Origin of the sequence: Halomicrobium sp. HM KBTZ05 (assembly GCF_041530035.1) — an archaeon.
Classification (GTDB): Archaea; Halobacteriota; Halobacteria; order Halobacteriales; family Haloarculaceae; genus Halomicrobium.
The window spans coordinates 2,215,711-2,230,774 of the sequence record NZ_CP168057.1 but is presented as its reverse complement, the minus strand read 5'-3'; the positions used below and the strand labels follow the sequence as shown (position 1 = coordinate 2,230,774).

10 protein-coding genes are annotated in these 15,064 nt (G+C 66.0%); 4 read left to right on the top strand and 6 right to left on the bottom strand.

From position 1 onward, the window contains the following. Positions 1–8: 8 nt before the first annotated feature. Positions 9–1,877: an ABC transporter substrate-binding protein gene (locus ACAH01_RS11555; RefSeq protein ID WP_372479277.1), complete on the top strand. Its 1,869-nt coding sequence runs from the start codon at positions 9–11 to the stop codon at positions 1,875–1,877. Positions 1,878–2,158: 281 nt separating this feature from the next. Here ACAH01_RS11555 and ACAH01_RS11550 read toward each other — a convergent pair whose 3' ends face one another. The 3 genes from ACAH01_RS11550 to ACAH01_RS11540 all read right to left on the bottom strand — a co-directional run bounded on the left by ACAH01_RS11550 (position 2,159) and on the right by ACAH01_RS11540 (position 5,575). Beyond that, positions 2,159–3,163 (bottom strand): ABC transporter permease, encoded by a 1,005-nt coding sequence (locus tag ACAH01_RS11550; RefSeq protein WP_372479276.1) that lies wholly within the window; start codon positions 3,161–3,163, stop codon positions 2,159–2,161. Next, the gene (locus ACAH01_RS11545) at positions 3,150–4,175 is read right to left on the bottom strand and encodes an ABC transporter permease (RefSeq protein WP_153553004.1); all 1,026 of its coding nucleotides are present in this window, start codon (positions 4,173–4,175) and stop codon (positions 3,150–3,152) included. Before ACAH01_RS11545 ends, ACAH01_RS11550 begins: the two co-directional genes overlap by 14 nt. Positions 4,176–4,300: 125 nt before the next feature. Continuing rightward, positions 4,301–5,575, bottom strand: a complete 1,275-nt coding sequence (locus tag ACAH01_RS11540) for a PQQ-binding-like beta-propeller repeat protein (protein WP_372479275.1) — start codon at positions 5,573–5,575, stop codon at positions 4,301–4,303. A 110-nt stretch (positions 5,576–5,685) separates the two neighbouring features. Here ACAH01_RS11540 and ACAH01_RS11535 point away from each other — a divergent pair, with 110 nt between their 5' ends. Continuing rightward, positions 5,686–7,065 carry an alpha-L-fucosidase gene (locus tag ACAH01_RS11535; RefSeq protein WP_372479274.1) on the top strand — a complete coding sequence of 460 codons (1,380 nt, stop codon included), beginning with the start codon at positions 5,686–5,688 and terminating at the stop codon, positions 7,063–7,065. A gap of 45 nt (positions 7,066–7,110) precedes the next feature. Here ACAH01_RS11535 and ACAH01_RS11530 read toward each other — a convergent pair whose 3' ends face one another. From ACAH01_RS11530 to ACAH01_RS11520, 3 genes are all read right to left on the bottom strand, one after another. After that, complete coding sequence (locus tag ACAH01_RS11530) at positions 7,111–7,569, bottom strand: hypothetical protein (protein ID WP_170093880.1); 459 nt, start codon at positions 7,567–7,569, stop codon at positions 7,111–7,113. Then, positions 7,566–8,036 (bottom strand): hypothetical protein, encoded by a 471-nt coding sequence (locus tag ACAH01_RS11525; RefSeq protein ID WP_372479272.1) that lies wholly within the window; start codon positions 8,034–8,036, stop codon positions 7,566–7,568. Before ACAH01_RS11525 ends, ACAH01_RS11530 begins: the two co-directional genes overlap by 4 nt. Positions 8,037–8,205: 169 nt before the next feature. After that, positions 8,206–10,650: a glycoside hydrolase family 2 protein gene (locus tag ACAH01_RS11520; RefSeq protein ID WP_372479271.1), complete on the bottom strand. Its 2,445-nt coding sequence runs from the start codon at positions 10,648–10,650 to the stop codon at positions 8,206–8,208. A 358-nt stretch (positions 10,651–11,008) separates the two neighbouring features. Between ACAH01_RS11520 and ACAH01_RS11515 the strand changes: the two genes are divergently transcribed. Beyond that, on the top strand, positions 11,009–14,206 hold the full coding sequence (locus tag ACAH01_RS11515) for an alpha-mannosidase (RefSeq protein ID WP_372479270.1): 3,198 nt from the start codon (positions 11,009–11,011) through the stop codon (positions 14,204–14,206). A gap of 259 nt (positions 14,207–14,465) precedes the next feature. Beyond that, the gene (locus tag ACAH01_RS11510; RefSeq protein WP_372479269.1) at positions 14,466–14,990 is read left to right on the top strand and encodes a hypothetical protein; all 525 of its coding nucleotides are present in this window, start codon (positions 14,466–14,468) and stop codon (positions 14,988–14,990) included. The last annotated feature ends 74 nt before the right edge of the window (positions 14,991–15,064 follow it).

Here is a 15,064-nt window from a genome sequence, read left to right as displayed (position 1 = left end):
GGTGTGGTATGGTGGCAAACAGAAACCGCCAGGAGAGTGGAGAGCGTAGCCAGCGTCGGGTCTCACGCCGACGGCTGCTCACCGTGACTGCCAGTGGCGCTGCTGCCCTCGCGGGCTGTAGCGGTGACGGATCGACGACCACGTCGACCGACGGGACCGGCGACACCTCGACGCCGGCTTCGGACGCCGAGCCGCGCGACCCCGAACTGGTCAGGAAGGTCGGACGGATCCCGACCGACGTCAACTGGAACATCTTCGGTCCGGACTTCCCGTGGAACCTCGCGCGTGGGCTGTACCACGTGACCCGGCCCACCCAGCTGTGGGTCCTCGACGACTGGTCGTACGACACCGACGAGCAGATCGAGACCTGGACGTTCCCCGACAACCTGACCTGGTGGAACGGCGACCAGGTGACGGCCGAACACCAGTACATCTCCGACGAGATCTCGCGCCTCCAGAATCCCGAGGGGAGTTCCATGAAGCGGGTCTGGACCGAAGACGACCGAACGCTCAAGCGCGAGTACAAGAAGCCCCAGAACCCGACGATCCTCAAGGAGAGTTCCACGGGGACCTTCCTCGCGGCCCACCCGAGTCTCTACCAGGAGTGGCTCGAAAAGTACCAGGACGCTGCGGACCAGTCCGCGCGGGACTCGGTCACCCAGGAGCTCGAAAAGTTCAAAGTGACCAGCACCGAGATCCTCGACAACGGGCTCGGTAACGGCCCCTACGAGCTGACGGAAGCCAACAACCAGGCCATGGTGTTCGAGGTCCGGACGGACCATCCGTGGTACCAGGACAACCAGGTCGAGACCTACCGCGTCCGGGCGATCAAGGAGGGCGGCAGCATCATCAAGAAGCAGGACAAGCTCGACCTCGGGCGTGGGCTGTTGAAGTCCTCGTTCACCGGTCCCGATCACCTGCAAAACATCACCGAGAGCCGGTCCGTCCAGCTCCGCAAGGTCGCGTTCAACCACACGAACGAGCACCTCCAGAAGCGGAAGGTCCGGCAGGCACTCGCCCACCTGATCGACTGGAACAGCATCATCGCGAACCAGCAGCCCCAGGCCGCCGCGGTGCCAAAGCAGACGGGAATGGGCAAGCGGATGGCAAAGCAGTGGCTCGGTGACGAACTGTACGGCAAGATGGCCGACTACCCGATCACCGCCGACCCCGAGGGCGCGACGAAGTACCTGAACGAGGCCGGCTACAGCAAGCAAGGCGGGGAGTGGGTCGATCCCGACGGCAAGACCGTCTCGTTCAACATGCTCTCGATCAACTGGGGTGCCTTCACCAAAGGCGCGCGGACGGTCAACTCCCAGATGAACCAGTTCGGCTTCGACATGAACTTCGAGGGCGTCTCCGGCGGTGTCTACTACAAGCGCGCCAGAAACCAGATGGACTACGACCTGACCTTCTTCTTCCACAACAACTTCCTGAACCACCCGATCTCGTACTTCCGATCGAGCCAGATCGGCGGGCTGCGTCTCGCGAATCTGGAGAACTACGGCACCCAGCTCCCGAAGTGGCTCGACGAGGGCAAGGAACGCTCCCCGTTCAACGGGATGCCGCTCACGCCGGAAATCCCGACCGAGCCCGGTGCCAAGGAAATCTCCGGCGACGGCAAGCAGATCAACCTCTGGGAGCTGTACGACGAGACGCTCAGCGCGGAATCTGAGGCACAGACCCGCGAGAACGTCCGCCTGCTCGCCCGGTACTGGAACTACGATCTGCCCCACCTCGTCATCCTCCAGCCGAAGGCCGGCTTCTGGGGAGACACGAAGGACTTCGACATGCCGGTCGACGACGAGACCTACGAGATCTACGCCGGCATGCACGCCGCACTCAAGCGCGGGGCGATCAAGCACAAGTACAAGTAACCGTCGTCCACCCGACCGCTGTCTGTCCCAGTCCACCGTTTCACACCGTTCTTCATACTACCGGCTGTACATCTGTGAACGATTTCGCCACCCCGAGGTGGCGAAGATCCTCACGAAGTTACAGCCGGCAGTATCAGACCGCTGTCACTTCGTGACGCTATTCGCAACGACACCTCACAGATAGACAGCCGGAGGTCTCGACTGACCGTCTCGTGCGAAAACCGGATCTTCGGAGGACCGACCGCACGCAGTCACGTCCCGAGAAAACGCTGCGAGAAGTCTCACTCCATCTTCGCCGTCGCCGTCTCCTCGCCGGCCGTATCGGAGTGCCGGGCCCGGATACGGGGGTTGAACAGGCGGTCCATCCCCTGGGAGAGCAGGATGAGGCCGACCGAGAACAGCGAGATGGTCACCATCGGCCAGATCATCCAGTGGATCCGTCCCAGGTTGCTCAACACGCCGCTGGTCTGGTAGGCTTCGTTCATGATGACGCCCCAGTTGGCCGAGGTAAACGGCAGGATGCCGAGGAAGTACAGCCCGACGGACTCGAAGATGACGCCTCGGGCCGCGTTGGCCGCGTTGATCGTGATGTAGGGCATCAGCTGCTTCGTCACGTCTTTGCGGAGGATGTGTGGCGAGGACATCCCCATCGCTCTGGATGCCTCGACGTAGGACTCGTGGCGGATCGAGAGCACCTGTGACCTGAGGGTGCGAGCCAGACCCGGCCAGTTGTCGATCCCCAGCAACAGCCCGACGACGAAGGGTCGTTCCGGCGTGAAGATCGACGCGATGACGAGGATCAGGGGGAGCCCCGGAATCGTCAGCACCGCGTCCGTGATGAACATCAGGATGTCGTCGACCCTGCCGCCCTTGTAGCCGGCCGTGACGCCGATGACCGTCGCCAGCACCATCGAGATGACGGCCCCCGCGACGACGATTTCGAGAACTGCCGGCGTCGCGTGGACGAGCTGTTTCCCGATGGCCTTGCCGTAACCGTCGGTCCCGAGGGGCACCGCCCAGTTGGTAAACGGCGGCACGTACCGCGGTGCCTCGTTGAACTCCGGTTTCGGCACGATCGAGACGCCGACGGTCCCGACGAGGGTAAACGCCAGCAGGATCGAGATCCCGATTCTGGTCCGCAGGTCGCCCCAGATGATCCGGAACGGGGTCCGGATCGAGTCCTCGACGAAGCGGTCGAACCGCTCTCTCCGCGAGAGCGGCCCCGTACTCTCGTCGGCGATGTCTGCGAGGTAGTCGGCCGCCGATTCGGAGTCAGAACGACTCATCTTCGCCTCCCGATTCGATCCGTGGGTCGATGAGACTGTATGTCATGTCTGCGATCGTGATGCCGGTGATGGTGATCGTCGTGAAGAAGATGAACGAACCCAGCAAGAGCGGGTAATCGCGGTTCTCCAGGGCACCGAACGTGTACCAGCCGACGCCCGGGTACGTGAAGATCTGTTCCATGATGACGCTGCTGGAGAAGATGCCCGCCAGCCCGATCATCAGCCCGGTGTACATCGGCAGGATGGCGTTCTTGCCGACGTAGCGAGCGGCGATGAGCCGGCTACTGAGTCCGCGAAGCCGGGCCGAGCGGACGTAGTCCTCTCCGAGGATACGGACGCTGTTGCCGCGCATCCCCAGCGCACCGCCCCCGAACCCGACGACGAAGCCGGTGAAGATCGGGAGAATGGAGTGGTGGACGACGCTCACCATGAAATCGAGGTTGAACCCCGGCGTCGTCGCCGGGCCGTATCGCCCGGCGATCGGGAACCACCCCAGCTGGTACGAGAAGACGATGAGCATGAAGATGGCCGCCGCGTAGTAGGGGACGGAGTTGGCGGCGACGATGATGCCGGTCATCCCGGAGTCGAACCGCGACCCTTCGCGGTAGGCCATGAACGCGCCCAGGAAGACGTTCGTCGAGAACCCGAGCACGAGTCCGTAGACGCTGACGTAGATCGACCACGGCATCGCCTTGAACAGGATGTCGAACACCGGTTCGTTCTGCCAGATCGACTTCCCGAAGTCCTGGTGGACGACGATGTCCTTGATGTAGTTGTAGTACTGGACGTACAGCGGTGCGTCGGGCTGGAAGCCCGTGTACAGCTCGATCAGTCTGTTCACCTCCTGCATGTTGGCTTGCCCGGTGCCCTGGGTCGCCATGTCCTGTAGCAACTGCTGGCGCATCAACTCCAGTGGCCCCCCGGGCAGCAAGCGGTACATGAAGAACGTGATCGTCACGACTACGAACAACGTCAGCACTGATTGGCCGATTCGCTTGGCATAATACCGCATACGACGTTGTTTGCAAACCCTCTATATATAATTTGCGTAGCAGGACTGGACCGCGGTCCCCCTGTCGGCGGCGACAGTCTCGCTCTCCGTCCGCACGACGCTCTCGGAATCGAGCGTCGTTCGTCTCACCCGACGACGTGGATTCGATTGTCGTATCTGGTCTGCTGGGAATCGGTCTTGACACAGCTGGTCGCGACGACCGCGTTCCCGACGACGGCGGGCGAGGCAAACTGGCTCGAAAACGTGTTCGTCGTGTTCACTCGCCACAGCGTCTCGCCGGAGGCGGGGTCGACGCCCTGTAGGTTGACGCCGCCGACGTACAGCGTCTCGCCGTCGAACGCAGCCGTCTCGTAGGTGAGCCCGACGTTGCGGTGCCAGTCGACGGCTCCCTCGGCGGCGTCGACGGCGTACAGCGTGCCGGTCACGCTGCCGACGTAGACGGTGTCGTGTCCGATCGTCGGCGTCGTCCAGAGCTGTCCCTCCAGTGGGGTCGTCCACCGTTCGCGCCGTGCTTCGAGGTCGATCGCGTAGAGACGCCCGCCGTTGTCGCCGACGTACGCGACCCCGTCTGCCACTGCCGGGGCCGAGCGGCTCGCGACGCCGTCGATCTCGTGGTGCCACCGTTCGGTGCCCGTGGCTCGATCGAGGGCGAACAGCGTCGAGCGCTCACCGTCCGCACACGTCGCGAGGTACAGCACCGTGTCGTCCCAGACCGTCGGCGGCGACCAGACGGCGTCCGAGGGCTGGCAGTCGCGTCCGTGGTGCCACTGTTCGGTGCCGTCGTCCGCGTCGAAGGCCCGGAGCGTCTTTCCGGCGGTTCGCGTCCGGGCGTACACCGTGCCGTCGGCGTACACCGGGGCCGAGACGACCTGGAGGGGCTGGTGCCACTCGGTGTCGCCGCCGTCGCGTGCGAAGCCGTACAGGCCCGCTCGTTCCCCGCGGATCGTCACGTAGACGCGCCCGGCACCGAGGGCCGGGGAGAACCGGTTGGTGCGACTGAGCGTGCGGGACCACTCGACCGCTCCGGTCGTGACGTCGAGGGCTTCGACGGAGCGGCCACAGCCGACGTAGGCGATGCCGTCGGCGACGGCCGGCGTCCCGAGGATGTCCCCCTGGTCCTGGGCGCAGGTGTGAGACCACTGCTGTGTGGCGTCGGTTCGCGGGCCGGATGCGTCGGGACTGTGGCTCGTGTGACGCGCGTTGCGGCCGAACATCCCCCATCCGGTGTCGACGGAGAGGTCGGTCGCGGCCTCGGTCGTGCGCTCGTCGTCCGTACGCTCGTCGTCGGTCGTTCGGGGCGATCGATCGGTCGTCGTCGGTGCCGAACAGCCGGCGAGCAGCCCGCCACCGACGACGGCCAGCACGCTCCGTCGATCGACCCGTGTACTGTCGTCCGTCACTGTCGGCTGTTCGGCGACCGGTCGCTTAAACGTTTGTCTGAGACTCGCTCCGTCGGCGTCACCGTGCGAGTGACGAACAGCTTTTTACCCGATTGCCCGCACAACCCTGTATGGTCGCCTACGAGCCGACGTGGGAGTCACTCGAACAGCACGAGCTACCGGACTGGTTCGACGACGCGAAGCTCGGGATCTTCATCCACTGGGGGGCCTACTCCGTCCCCGCGTGGGCCCCCGTCACCGACGACGGGGAAGTCAGCGAGTCTGGCTACGCCGAGTGGTACGTCAGGGGGATGTACGACGAAGACAGCGACGTGTACGACTACCACCGCTCGACCTACGGCGAACAGGTCGAGTACACCGACTTTCTGGAGCAGTGGAGCGCCGACGGCTGGGACCCGGAGCGCTGGGCGACCTTCTTCGACGAGGAAGTGGGTGCGCGCTACGTCGTCCTGACCGCGGAACACCACGACGGCATCCAGCTCTGGGACAGCGACGTGACCGACTGGACGACCGTCGAGCGCGGTCCGAACCGGGACATCGTCGGCGAACTCGGTGCGGCCGTCCGCGACCGCGACATGAAGTTCGCCGGCTCCTTTCACGGCCTCCTGAACTTCTTCGATCCGGACAACCCCGGTCTGTTCGGTCACCCGGACGTCGACGACGAGGGCCACCCCGGCCCGGAGTACGTCGAGTTCATGAACGAGAAGCTGACCGAACTCATCGACGAGACGCGGCCGGATCTCCTGTGGCTCGACGGCAACTGGAAGGCCGACACCGAGGCGTACGGGACCAAAGAGACCGTCGCCTACTACTACGAGCAGGCGGCCGAGGAGTGGGACAAGGAAGTCGCCGTCAACGACCGCCTCGGCGCGGGCGAAGAGCAGACACACGGTGACTTCTACACCCCCGAGTACGAGACGTTCGACGAGAGACAGGAACACAAGTGGGAGGCGACGCGCGGGCTCGGTGGCTCCTTCGGGTACAACCGCAACGAACCAGAGCACCACTATCTTTCGGTCGAGGAACTCGTCCACTCGTTCGTCGACATCGTCTCGAAGAACGGCAACCTCCTCATCAACGTCGGCCCGCGAGCGGACGGGACCATCCCGGCGGTCCAGAAAGAGCGCCTGCGGGGGCTGGGCGAGTGGCTCGCGGTCAACGGCGAGGCCATCTTCGGCACCACCTACTGGGAGCAGGCCGAGGACAGTGTCGCTTCCAGCACCGACGTACGCTACACCTGGAAAGACGGGACGCTCTACGCGACGCTGTTCGACTGGGCCATCGGCGAACAGACGCTCTTCGAGGACGGCCCCGACGTAACGCCCGCGTCGGTGTCGCTCCTGACGGCGTCCGGCAAAGAGCCGGTCGACTGGAAGCACGAGGACGGGGCGGTCACCATCGATTTCGACGCCAATCCGCCCTCTGACCATCCGGACGTGGCGTACACGCTCACGCTGCAGGACGTGGCGAACTCGGCATCGTCGTCCTGATTCCTCCAGTCGGCTCCGGTCGACCACCCCGAGTGCCGATCTGTGCTACCGCAACACTGAGCGACGGGCGAACAGTCGGCGCAGTCGAAAGCCGACCGCACCGCCCACGAGTCCGGTAGCGAGAGCGACGGCGGCAGGAAGCGAGACGGCCAGTCCCTCGTAGATTCCGTAGACGATCAGTTGATCGACGAGTGTTCCGGGCGGTCGCCCGAGTGTCGTGAGCACCACGTCGTACCGGCCCGAGATGACGAAGTCGTCGACGACGTGGACCGCCAGCAACAGCGGCGTCGCGACGACCGCAGCGAGCGCACCCCGGTAGTAGCCCGCGTCGTCCCACGCGGTCAGCGTCCCGGCGACCACTCCCCCGAGGAATCCGTTGGCCACGATCGCCGTCGTCGGCAGCAGCCCCAGCTTCCCCACGGCGAACGAGAAGACCACGACGACCACGGCACCGACGAACTCCGGGTGGTCCAGACCGCGCCAGCGGTGACGAGCGGCGCTCACGGCTGTCTCCCACCGTCCGTGTCGACGGCGGTGACGGTCGCGACGCCGTCGTCGACCGAGACCAGGAGGCCGGTACAGCCGTCGGCCGACACGTCCCAGAGGTAGTCGGTCGTCTCGCCGGAGGCACGCACGCGGGCACGGAGGACGTGTCGCCCGCTCCGGTCGACGACATCTTCGAGCAGTACGTGTCGGTCTTCGTCCGCGTTTCGGCCCGGCACCGTGACGCGCTCGTCGAACACGACCTCTCGCACGACGAGCACGTCGAGAAACACCGTCAGCTCGACCGTGTGGGGCCGTCCGTCGGCGTTGAGGAGCCGGAGCCCGCCCTGTGGCACGCCACTGTCTGTACATCCTCCGTCGGTTCCGGCCGAGAGGCACCCGCTCAGTGCGGTCAGACCGCCGAGACCGGCCAGCAGGCGACGCCGCTCCAGTGTTCGCCCGGTGGTGTCGCTGTGCCTGCGAGTCACACAGGTGGATCGCCGCACCACGCTATAATGCTTGGGGACGAGGTGTGCTCGACGCCTCGGTCGAGGGAAACATCGACAGTAGCCCATCTCATACTGCCGGCTGTCACTGTTGCAAGACATTTGGGACCCCGTGGTCGAGAAATCCTTCACAGACGTACAGCCGGCAGTATCAGTACGTCTCGCGGAGGTGTGTCACGTCGAGGGCCGCGAGCGCGTCGGCGATCTCCGAGCGGTCGGCGTCGCTCTCGACGGTGATCGTCCGGGACTCGCCGGGGACGAGGTGGAAGTAGTTGTCCGAGAACGGCTCGGACAGCGGGGCGTCGAGTGTCACCCACAGCGCCGGCACGTCCGTCTCCAGGGTCACTCTCCGTCCGTCGACGCGCACCTCGATGTCGGGCACACGAAGGTCGAGTCGCTTGTAGGGCTCGCGGAACGCGACCGAGGGGTACGACTCGACCGGGCCGTCGAAGTCGGCCCGCACGAGGCAGTTCGACGGATCTACGTCCGGGGCGACCGCGTCGACGTCGACGGTCAGTGGGGTCGTACTGTCGAGTGCGGACACGGTCGTGTCGTGTGACGCTGCGTGGATTCGCTCCCCGTCGAGCGTCCAGACTTCCACGGTGAGCGTCCCAGTGACCGCCTCGGGTCGATCGCTGGTCAGCCACACCTCGACGCCGTCGTCGGTCACCGTCGTCGAGACCAGCAGCGGTGCGAAGATCCGGCGAGCGACGTACTGGCTGGCCTTCCAGTCGCCGCCGTACTCGATCGACGACCAGGAGGCACACGGCCAGAGGTCGTTGAGCTGCCAGTACAGCGCCCCCATCGTGTGTGGCCGCTGTCGCCGCCAGTGCTCGATCGCGGTCTGCATCGCCATGCTCTGCTGGATCTGGCTCAGGTACGTGAACGTCTCGAAGGAGAAGGGCGTCCGGAAGTTGTCGGTCATCCGCGAGAGGATCCGGCCGTTGCCGCCGGGGCTGCGCTGGTGGTGTTCCATCAGCGGGGCGGTCGGGTTGAGTTCGTCTGCGGGCAGCACCGACGCGAGCAGCTCCGGCGACGGGAACGACTGGTAGCCGAACTCGGAGACGAACCGCGGTTCGGTCTCCTCGTAGGCGTCGAAGGAGGCCCCGCTGTGCCACACGTCCCAGTAGTGGATGTCACCCCGTTCTGTCATGTAGGGATCGTCGTACTCGCGGCCGCTGGAGGGCGAGGCCGACCAGTAGGGCCGCGACGGGTCTTCCTCGGCGACGATCTCGTCGAGCGTTTCGAGGAAGATCGCCTCGTAGTCGGCTTCGAGGCTGTCGATGTGGTCCTCGTCGGCCCACCAGTTGTGCAGTCCCTCCTCGTTCTCGTTGTTGCCACACCACAGCGCGAGGCTCGGGTGATTGGCCAGCCGGCGGACCTGATAGCGCGCCTCGGCGGCCACCGTCTCGCGGAACGCCTCGTCGGCGGGGTACAGCGAACAGGCGAACATGAAGTCCTGCCAGACGAGCAGGCCGAGTTCGTCACAGCGCTCGTAGAAGGCGTCGCGTTCGTAGTGGCCGCCGCCCCAGACACGGATCATGTTCATGTTCGCGCTGGCGGCGCTGTCCAGCAGATCGGTGTACTCCGTCTCGTCGACGCGGCCGTGAAGCGCCTCCATCGGGATCCAGTTGGCCCCTTTGGCGAACACCGGCACGCCGTTGACCGCGAAGGCGAAGGACTCGCCGGCGTCGTCTTCTTCGCGGCACAGCTCGATCTCCCGGAATCCCACGCGGTCGGTCGTCCGATCGGTGTCGTGGTCGCTCTCGACGGTGACCGTCAGGTCGTACAGCGGCTGGTCGCCGTAGCCGTTGGGCCACCACAGGTCGGGATCGGCGACGGTGAGTTCGAGCGTGTGCTCCTCCCGACCGCCGTCGAGTCCCACCGTTACGGACTCGGTTGTTCCGGCGACGTTCGCGGTCAGCGTCGCCTCGGTCTCTGCCGGCACGTCGAGGCCGACGTCGACGGTCAGGTCGACGCCGTCGTCGTGGTGGTCCTGTCGGCTCTTCGTGTAGGTGATGCGGGGTCCGGAGTGGCCCACCAGCTCTACGTCGCGCCAGATGCCCATCGTCGGCAGGCACGGCCCCCAGTCCCAGCCGTAGTGACAGGCGGCCTTGCGGATGTGGTTGCGGTCGGGCACGTCCTGGGGGTAGCGCATCACCGGCACGTCGTAGGGGTGGTCTGCCGCCCGCTGGCTGCTGTACTCGACCGGCGACTGGAACCGGATCTCGACCTCGTTCGGTCCGGGTTCGAGGGCGTCGCCGACGGGAAACTCGTAGCGGCGATGCATGTTGTCCGTCCTGCCGACCGTGGTGTCGTTGACCCGGACCGTGGCGACGGTGTCCAGCCCGTGACAGACGAGCGTCTGTCGTGCCTCGGACAGCAGCGTCTCGTCGACCTCGACGGTTCGCCGGTAGCACCAGTCGCGCTCGGCGACCCACTGGACGTCGAGTTCGTTGTCGGCCTCGTATGGGTCCTGGATGGTGCCGGCCGCCAGCAGGTCGCTGTACACGTCGCCGGGGACCGTCGCTGGAAACTGCTGGCCCCCGTCTGCCGGGCGACACTGCCAGCTACCGTTGAGAGAGTGGCGTTCCATGTACGCGCTTATCGCGCTCTGGGCAATAACTCTATCGGGGCCGCCAGCGGTCGTGTTTAGTTGAGCGAATGCGGCCGTTGCTGCACCGAAAGCCCTCGGCACGCTAGACGGATCTGTGCCGGATATTCTCCCGCCGGTCGAATAGTGCCGGCGCAGATCCGCCTACCGTGCCTCGCCCTTTCATCCACCAGGATCGTGGACAGTGCCACCAGCTACGCCCTTTCGGTGTCTACAGGCCGGAAGATGCAGCGGCTTATCTGAACACGATCCCGCCAGCGCCCGCTCGCCGGCCCGTGTGGTGTGCCGACGACGACCGAGACCCTCGACACTTAAGGTGATCGCTCGAACAGTGGGTAGCATGCGCGACACCAGCAGCGCGAAACGCGCCGACGAGACCGAGGAGCGTCTCCAGCGCCTCCGGGTCGCACAGCGCAGCGAGATCGACACCATCTCACACCACGAGACGCGAGCGTTTCTGACGCCCGAGCAGGCCCGCGAACGGTCCTTCGAGCCGTGCTCGGTCGGCGTCACGTGGGAGCGGGGCCGGGAGACCGAGCCCGACGACCGTCGGGACGCCGACGCAGACGTGCTCACCGGCCAGGTCTCCGAAGAACAGGCGGTCGGCCGGAACGTCTGGTTTCGCCTCCAGTGTACCGTCCCCGAGTCGATGGCCGGCCTGCCGGTGTACCTCCGCTTCGTGGCCGAACCGCTGTACGGATCGAGCCACCACGGCGACCCGCGCGTGGAGTCGCTGTGTTTCCGGGACGGGACGCCGGTCAAGTCCTTCGACAACGGTCACGATTCCTACAAGCTCGTCGACGAGGCCGCGGGCGGGGAGTCGTTCGACCTCCTCGTCGAGGCCGGGACGACGACCCTGTGGGGCAACCTCGGCGTCGACGAGTTCACGCTGGAGGCCGCCGAACTGTACGCCGAGCGGCCGGCGGTGGCGGATCTCCACCGCCACGTGTCGATCTGTAACGACCTCCGCGAGCAGTACGACGAGGACTCGCCCAACCACGGTCGGCTGCTCGACGCCCTCGTCGCGGCCAGTCACACGTTCGCCTTCGACGCCGACTCCGAGGCCGAGTACCGAGAGAGCGCCCGCGCCGCGATCGAGGAACTGGAAACCGTCGAGACGGAGCTGACCTCGGATCTCACCGGCCAGCAACTGACCGCCGTCGGCCACGCCCACCTCGATCTGGCGTGGCACTGGCCGTGGTCGGAGACGGTCCGCAAGTGCGGGCGGTCGTTCTCGAACGTGCTGACGCTGATGGACGACTACCCCGAGTTCACGTTCATGCAGAGCCAGCCCCACCTCTACGAGTGGATCCGCGACCGCTACCCCGAGCAGTTCGACCAGATCGACCGGCGGATCGACGACGGCCAGTGGCAACCCGAAGGGGCGCTGTGGGTCGAGTCGGACATCAACAACGCGGGCGAGGAGGCCCTCGCCCGACAGTACCTGCTGGGCAAGCGCTACTTCCGCGAGGAGTTCGACGTAGACCCCGAGGTGACGTTTATCCCCGACGTGTTCGGGTACAGTGCCGGCCTGCCGGGGATCGCGCAGGCGGCAGACTGCCCGTACTTCCTCACCCAGAAGATGTCCTGGAGCGAGATCAACGACTTCCCACACAGCACGTTCCGCTGGGCTGGCATCGACGGCTCGGAGGTGCTCGCACACTTCCCGCCGGGGGACACCTACAACGGCCAGATGGACGTCGAAGAGATCACCCACTCGGTGTACAACGACGCCCAGAACGCGACGACGACGGACCGGGCGTACCTGTTTGGCTGGGGCGACGGCGGCGGCGGCCCCACTCGCGAGATGATCGAGAAGGGCCAGGTCGTCGACGACATCGAGGCCCTGCCGGACGTCGAACACGGGTCGCTCGCGGGGCTGTTCGACCGGCTGGAACGCAACTACGACGACTATCCCGTCTGGAACGGCGAGCTGTACCTCGAAAAACACCGCGGGACCCTCACCAGCCAGGCCCAGACCAAGCGAAACAACCGCAAGGGCGAGTACGCGCTCCGGGAGGCGGAGCTGTGGTGTTCGCTCGCGCTGGCGACGACCGACTTCGACTACCCGCACGAACGGCTCCAGGACGCCTGGAAGGTGCTCCTGTTCAACCAGTTCCACGACATCCTGCCGGGCTCGTCCCAGACGGACGTGTACGCCGACGCCGACCGGGACTACGAGCGTGTCTTCGAGACTGCCGCGGACGCGCGGGCGGCGGCGCTCGACGCACTGCTCGGCGAACCGACCGACAGCGACCGGCTCGCCGTGACGAACCCCCTGTCGTGGGCACACGAGAGCGTCGCCACCGTTCCGGCCGAGGACGTGTCCGGTGACGCCGACGACCTGGTCGGGACAGCCGACGGCGACGATCTGGCCGTCCAGTCGACGACTGCCGGCGTCGGCGACGACACGGCGGACGTGGTGCTCGTCGAGACTCCGGAGCTGCCAGCGATGGGCGCGACGACGCTCTCGCTGGAGGACGCTGCCGAGCCGGCCGCGACGCCCTTCGAGGTGTCGACCGACCGCCTCTCGAACGGGCTCGTGACGGTGTCGTTCGAGAGCGACGGCACCGTCTCCGTCTACGACGAGGAACACGACCGGGCGGTCCTCGACGAACCGGGCAACAGGCTGATGCTGTACCGCGACCAGCCCCGCTACTTCGAAGCGTGGGACATCGAAGAGGACGTCTACGAGGTCGGCGACCAGCTCCCGGCCCCGGAGACGACGGTCGTCGAGGACGGCCCCGTTCGAGCCACGGTCCGCCAGCGCCGCTCGTTCGGCGACTCCGCGCTCGTCCAGGAGGTCTCGCTCTACCGGGACTCCCGGCGCGTGGAGTTCCGGACGGAAGTCGACTGGCAGGAAGAAGAGAAGCTCCTCAAGGCTCACTTCCCGGCCGGCGTGTCGGCCACCAGCGCGACCTACGACACGCACTTTGGCCACCACGAGCGAGACACCCACAGCAACACCTCGTGGGACGCCGCCCGGTGGGAGGAGGCGGGCGGGCAGTGGGTCGACGTGTCCGAGACCGACTACGGCGTCGCCCTGCTCAACGACTGCAAGTACGGGGTCAACGTCGACGGGACCGACATCTCCCTGTCGCTGCTGCGCGCGCCGAACCACCCAGACCCCGAGGCCGACCGCGGCACCCACGAGTTCACGTACACGCTGCTCGCCCACGAGGACGGCCCGGCCCAGGCCGGTGTCGACCGCGCTGCCGGCGAACTGAACGCGACCACGCGAGCCCGCCCGGTCGACGAGGCGGCCGCGGTCGCACCCGTGACCGTCGGTGACGAGGACGTGGTCGTCTCGGCGATCAAGCGCGCCGAAGACAGCGACGACGAACTCGTCGTTCGCCTGTACGAATCGGCCGGCCGCCACGTCGACACGACCGTCGACTTCGAGTTCGCGGTCACCGACGCCCGAGAGACGAACCTCATCGAAGACACCCGTGACACCCGGACGGTCGACGACTCGCAGCTGTCGCTGTCGTTCGATCCCTTCGAGATCAAGACGATAGCAGTCCATATCGACGACTGACGGGTACGCTTCTAGCGTTCTCGGATTGTATATCTGGATATTGGATCAGAAGCCACTCAGTATGCAATCAAAGAGCCCATTCACTCCTTAGAAATGGGAGGTACACAACCATACTGGGGCACAAATGGGTTATTTGGGTGTGGGGCCACCTATTCTGGCGGCGATGGCACACGACGCCGGCAACGCCGTCGCTGTCTCTCGTCCTCTGCCCGCGACCGCAGCCACAGTCTTTTCGCCGTCGGCGGCCGGACGCCCGGACATGGAGCAGTTCGTCGCCGAGAACCTCGACTACTACGCGGAGACGCAGGGTGTGTTGCCCGAACGGCTCGACGCCGTCGGCGAGACGTACCGCGAACAGGGGTACCTGACCCGCGACCAGCTCTACGAGATCGCCTACGAGTCCTCCACGCGCAGCGCCTACCACGTCGAGTCGAACCCGGACGAGCGCTGTCGGGAGGTGACCCGAAACGTCCGCGCCGTCGACGGCGACTTCTCGAAGATCCAGTTGCTCACTGGGCTCAGTGGCTTCAAGGCCCCGACCGCGTCGTGCGTGCTCGCCGCACTCGACGGCGACCGCCACGCCGTCGTCGACACGCGCGTCTGGGCGTCCCTGGAGCGGACGGGGTACCTGGAGGGGCGCAAAGAGTCGTTCGACGCGGCCGACTACGTGACGATGATCGAGCCGCTCAGGGCCATCGCCGAGGAGACCGGGTATCGCCCGGTCGAGGTCGGGTACGCGCTGTTCGCCCACGACGACCGCGTCCGCGAGGGGACGCTCCACTGATACTGCCGGCTGTCACTTCGTGACGATCTTCGCCACCCCGGGGTGGCGAAATCGTTCACAGACGTACAGCCGGT

Coding starts and splice junctions, on each gene's coding strand:
- ACAH01_RS11535 (WP_372479274.1), top strand. CDS start 5,686: ATGGTCGCCTACGAGCCGACGTGGGAGTCACTCGAACAGCACGAGCTA.
- ACAH01_RS11545 (WP_153553004.1), bottom strand. CDS start 4,175: ATGCGGTATTATGCCAAGCGAATCGGCCAATCAGTGCTGACGTTGTTC.
- ACAH01_RS11515 (WP_372479270.1), top strand. CDS start 11,009: ATGCGCGACACCAGCAGCGCGAAACGCGCCGACGAGACCGAGGAGCGT.
- ACAH01_RS11555 (WP_372479277.1), top strand. CDS start 9: ATGGTGGCAAACAGAAACCGCCAGGAGAGTGGAGAGCGTAGCCAGCGT.
- ACAH01_RS11510 (WP_372479269.1), top strand. CDS start 14,466: ATGGAGCAGTTCGTCGCCGAGAACCTCGACTACTACGCGGAGACGCAG.
- ACAH01_RS11520 (WP_372479271.1), bottom strand. CDS start 10,650: ATGGAACGCCACTCTCTCAACGGTAGCTGGCAGTGTCGCCCGGCAGAC.
- ACAH01_RS11550 (WP_372479276.1), bottom strand. CDS start 3,163: ATGAGTCGTTCTGACTCCGAATCGGCGGCCGACTACCTCGCAGACATC.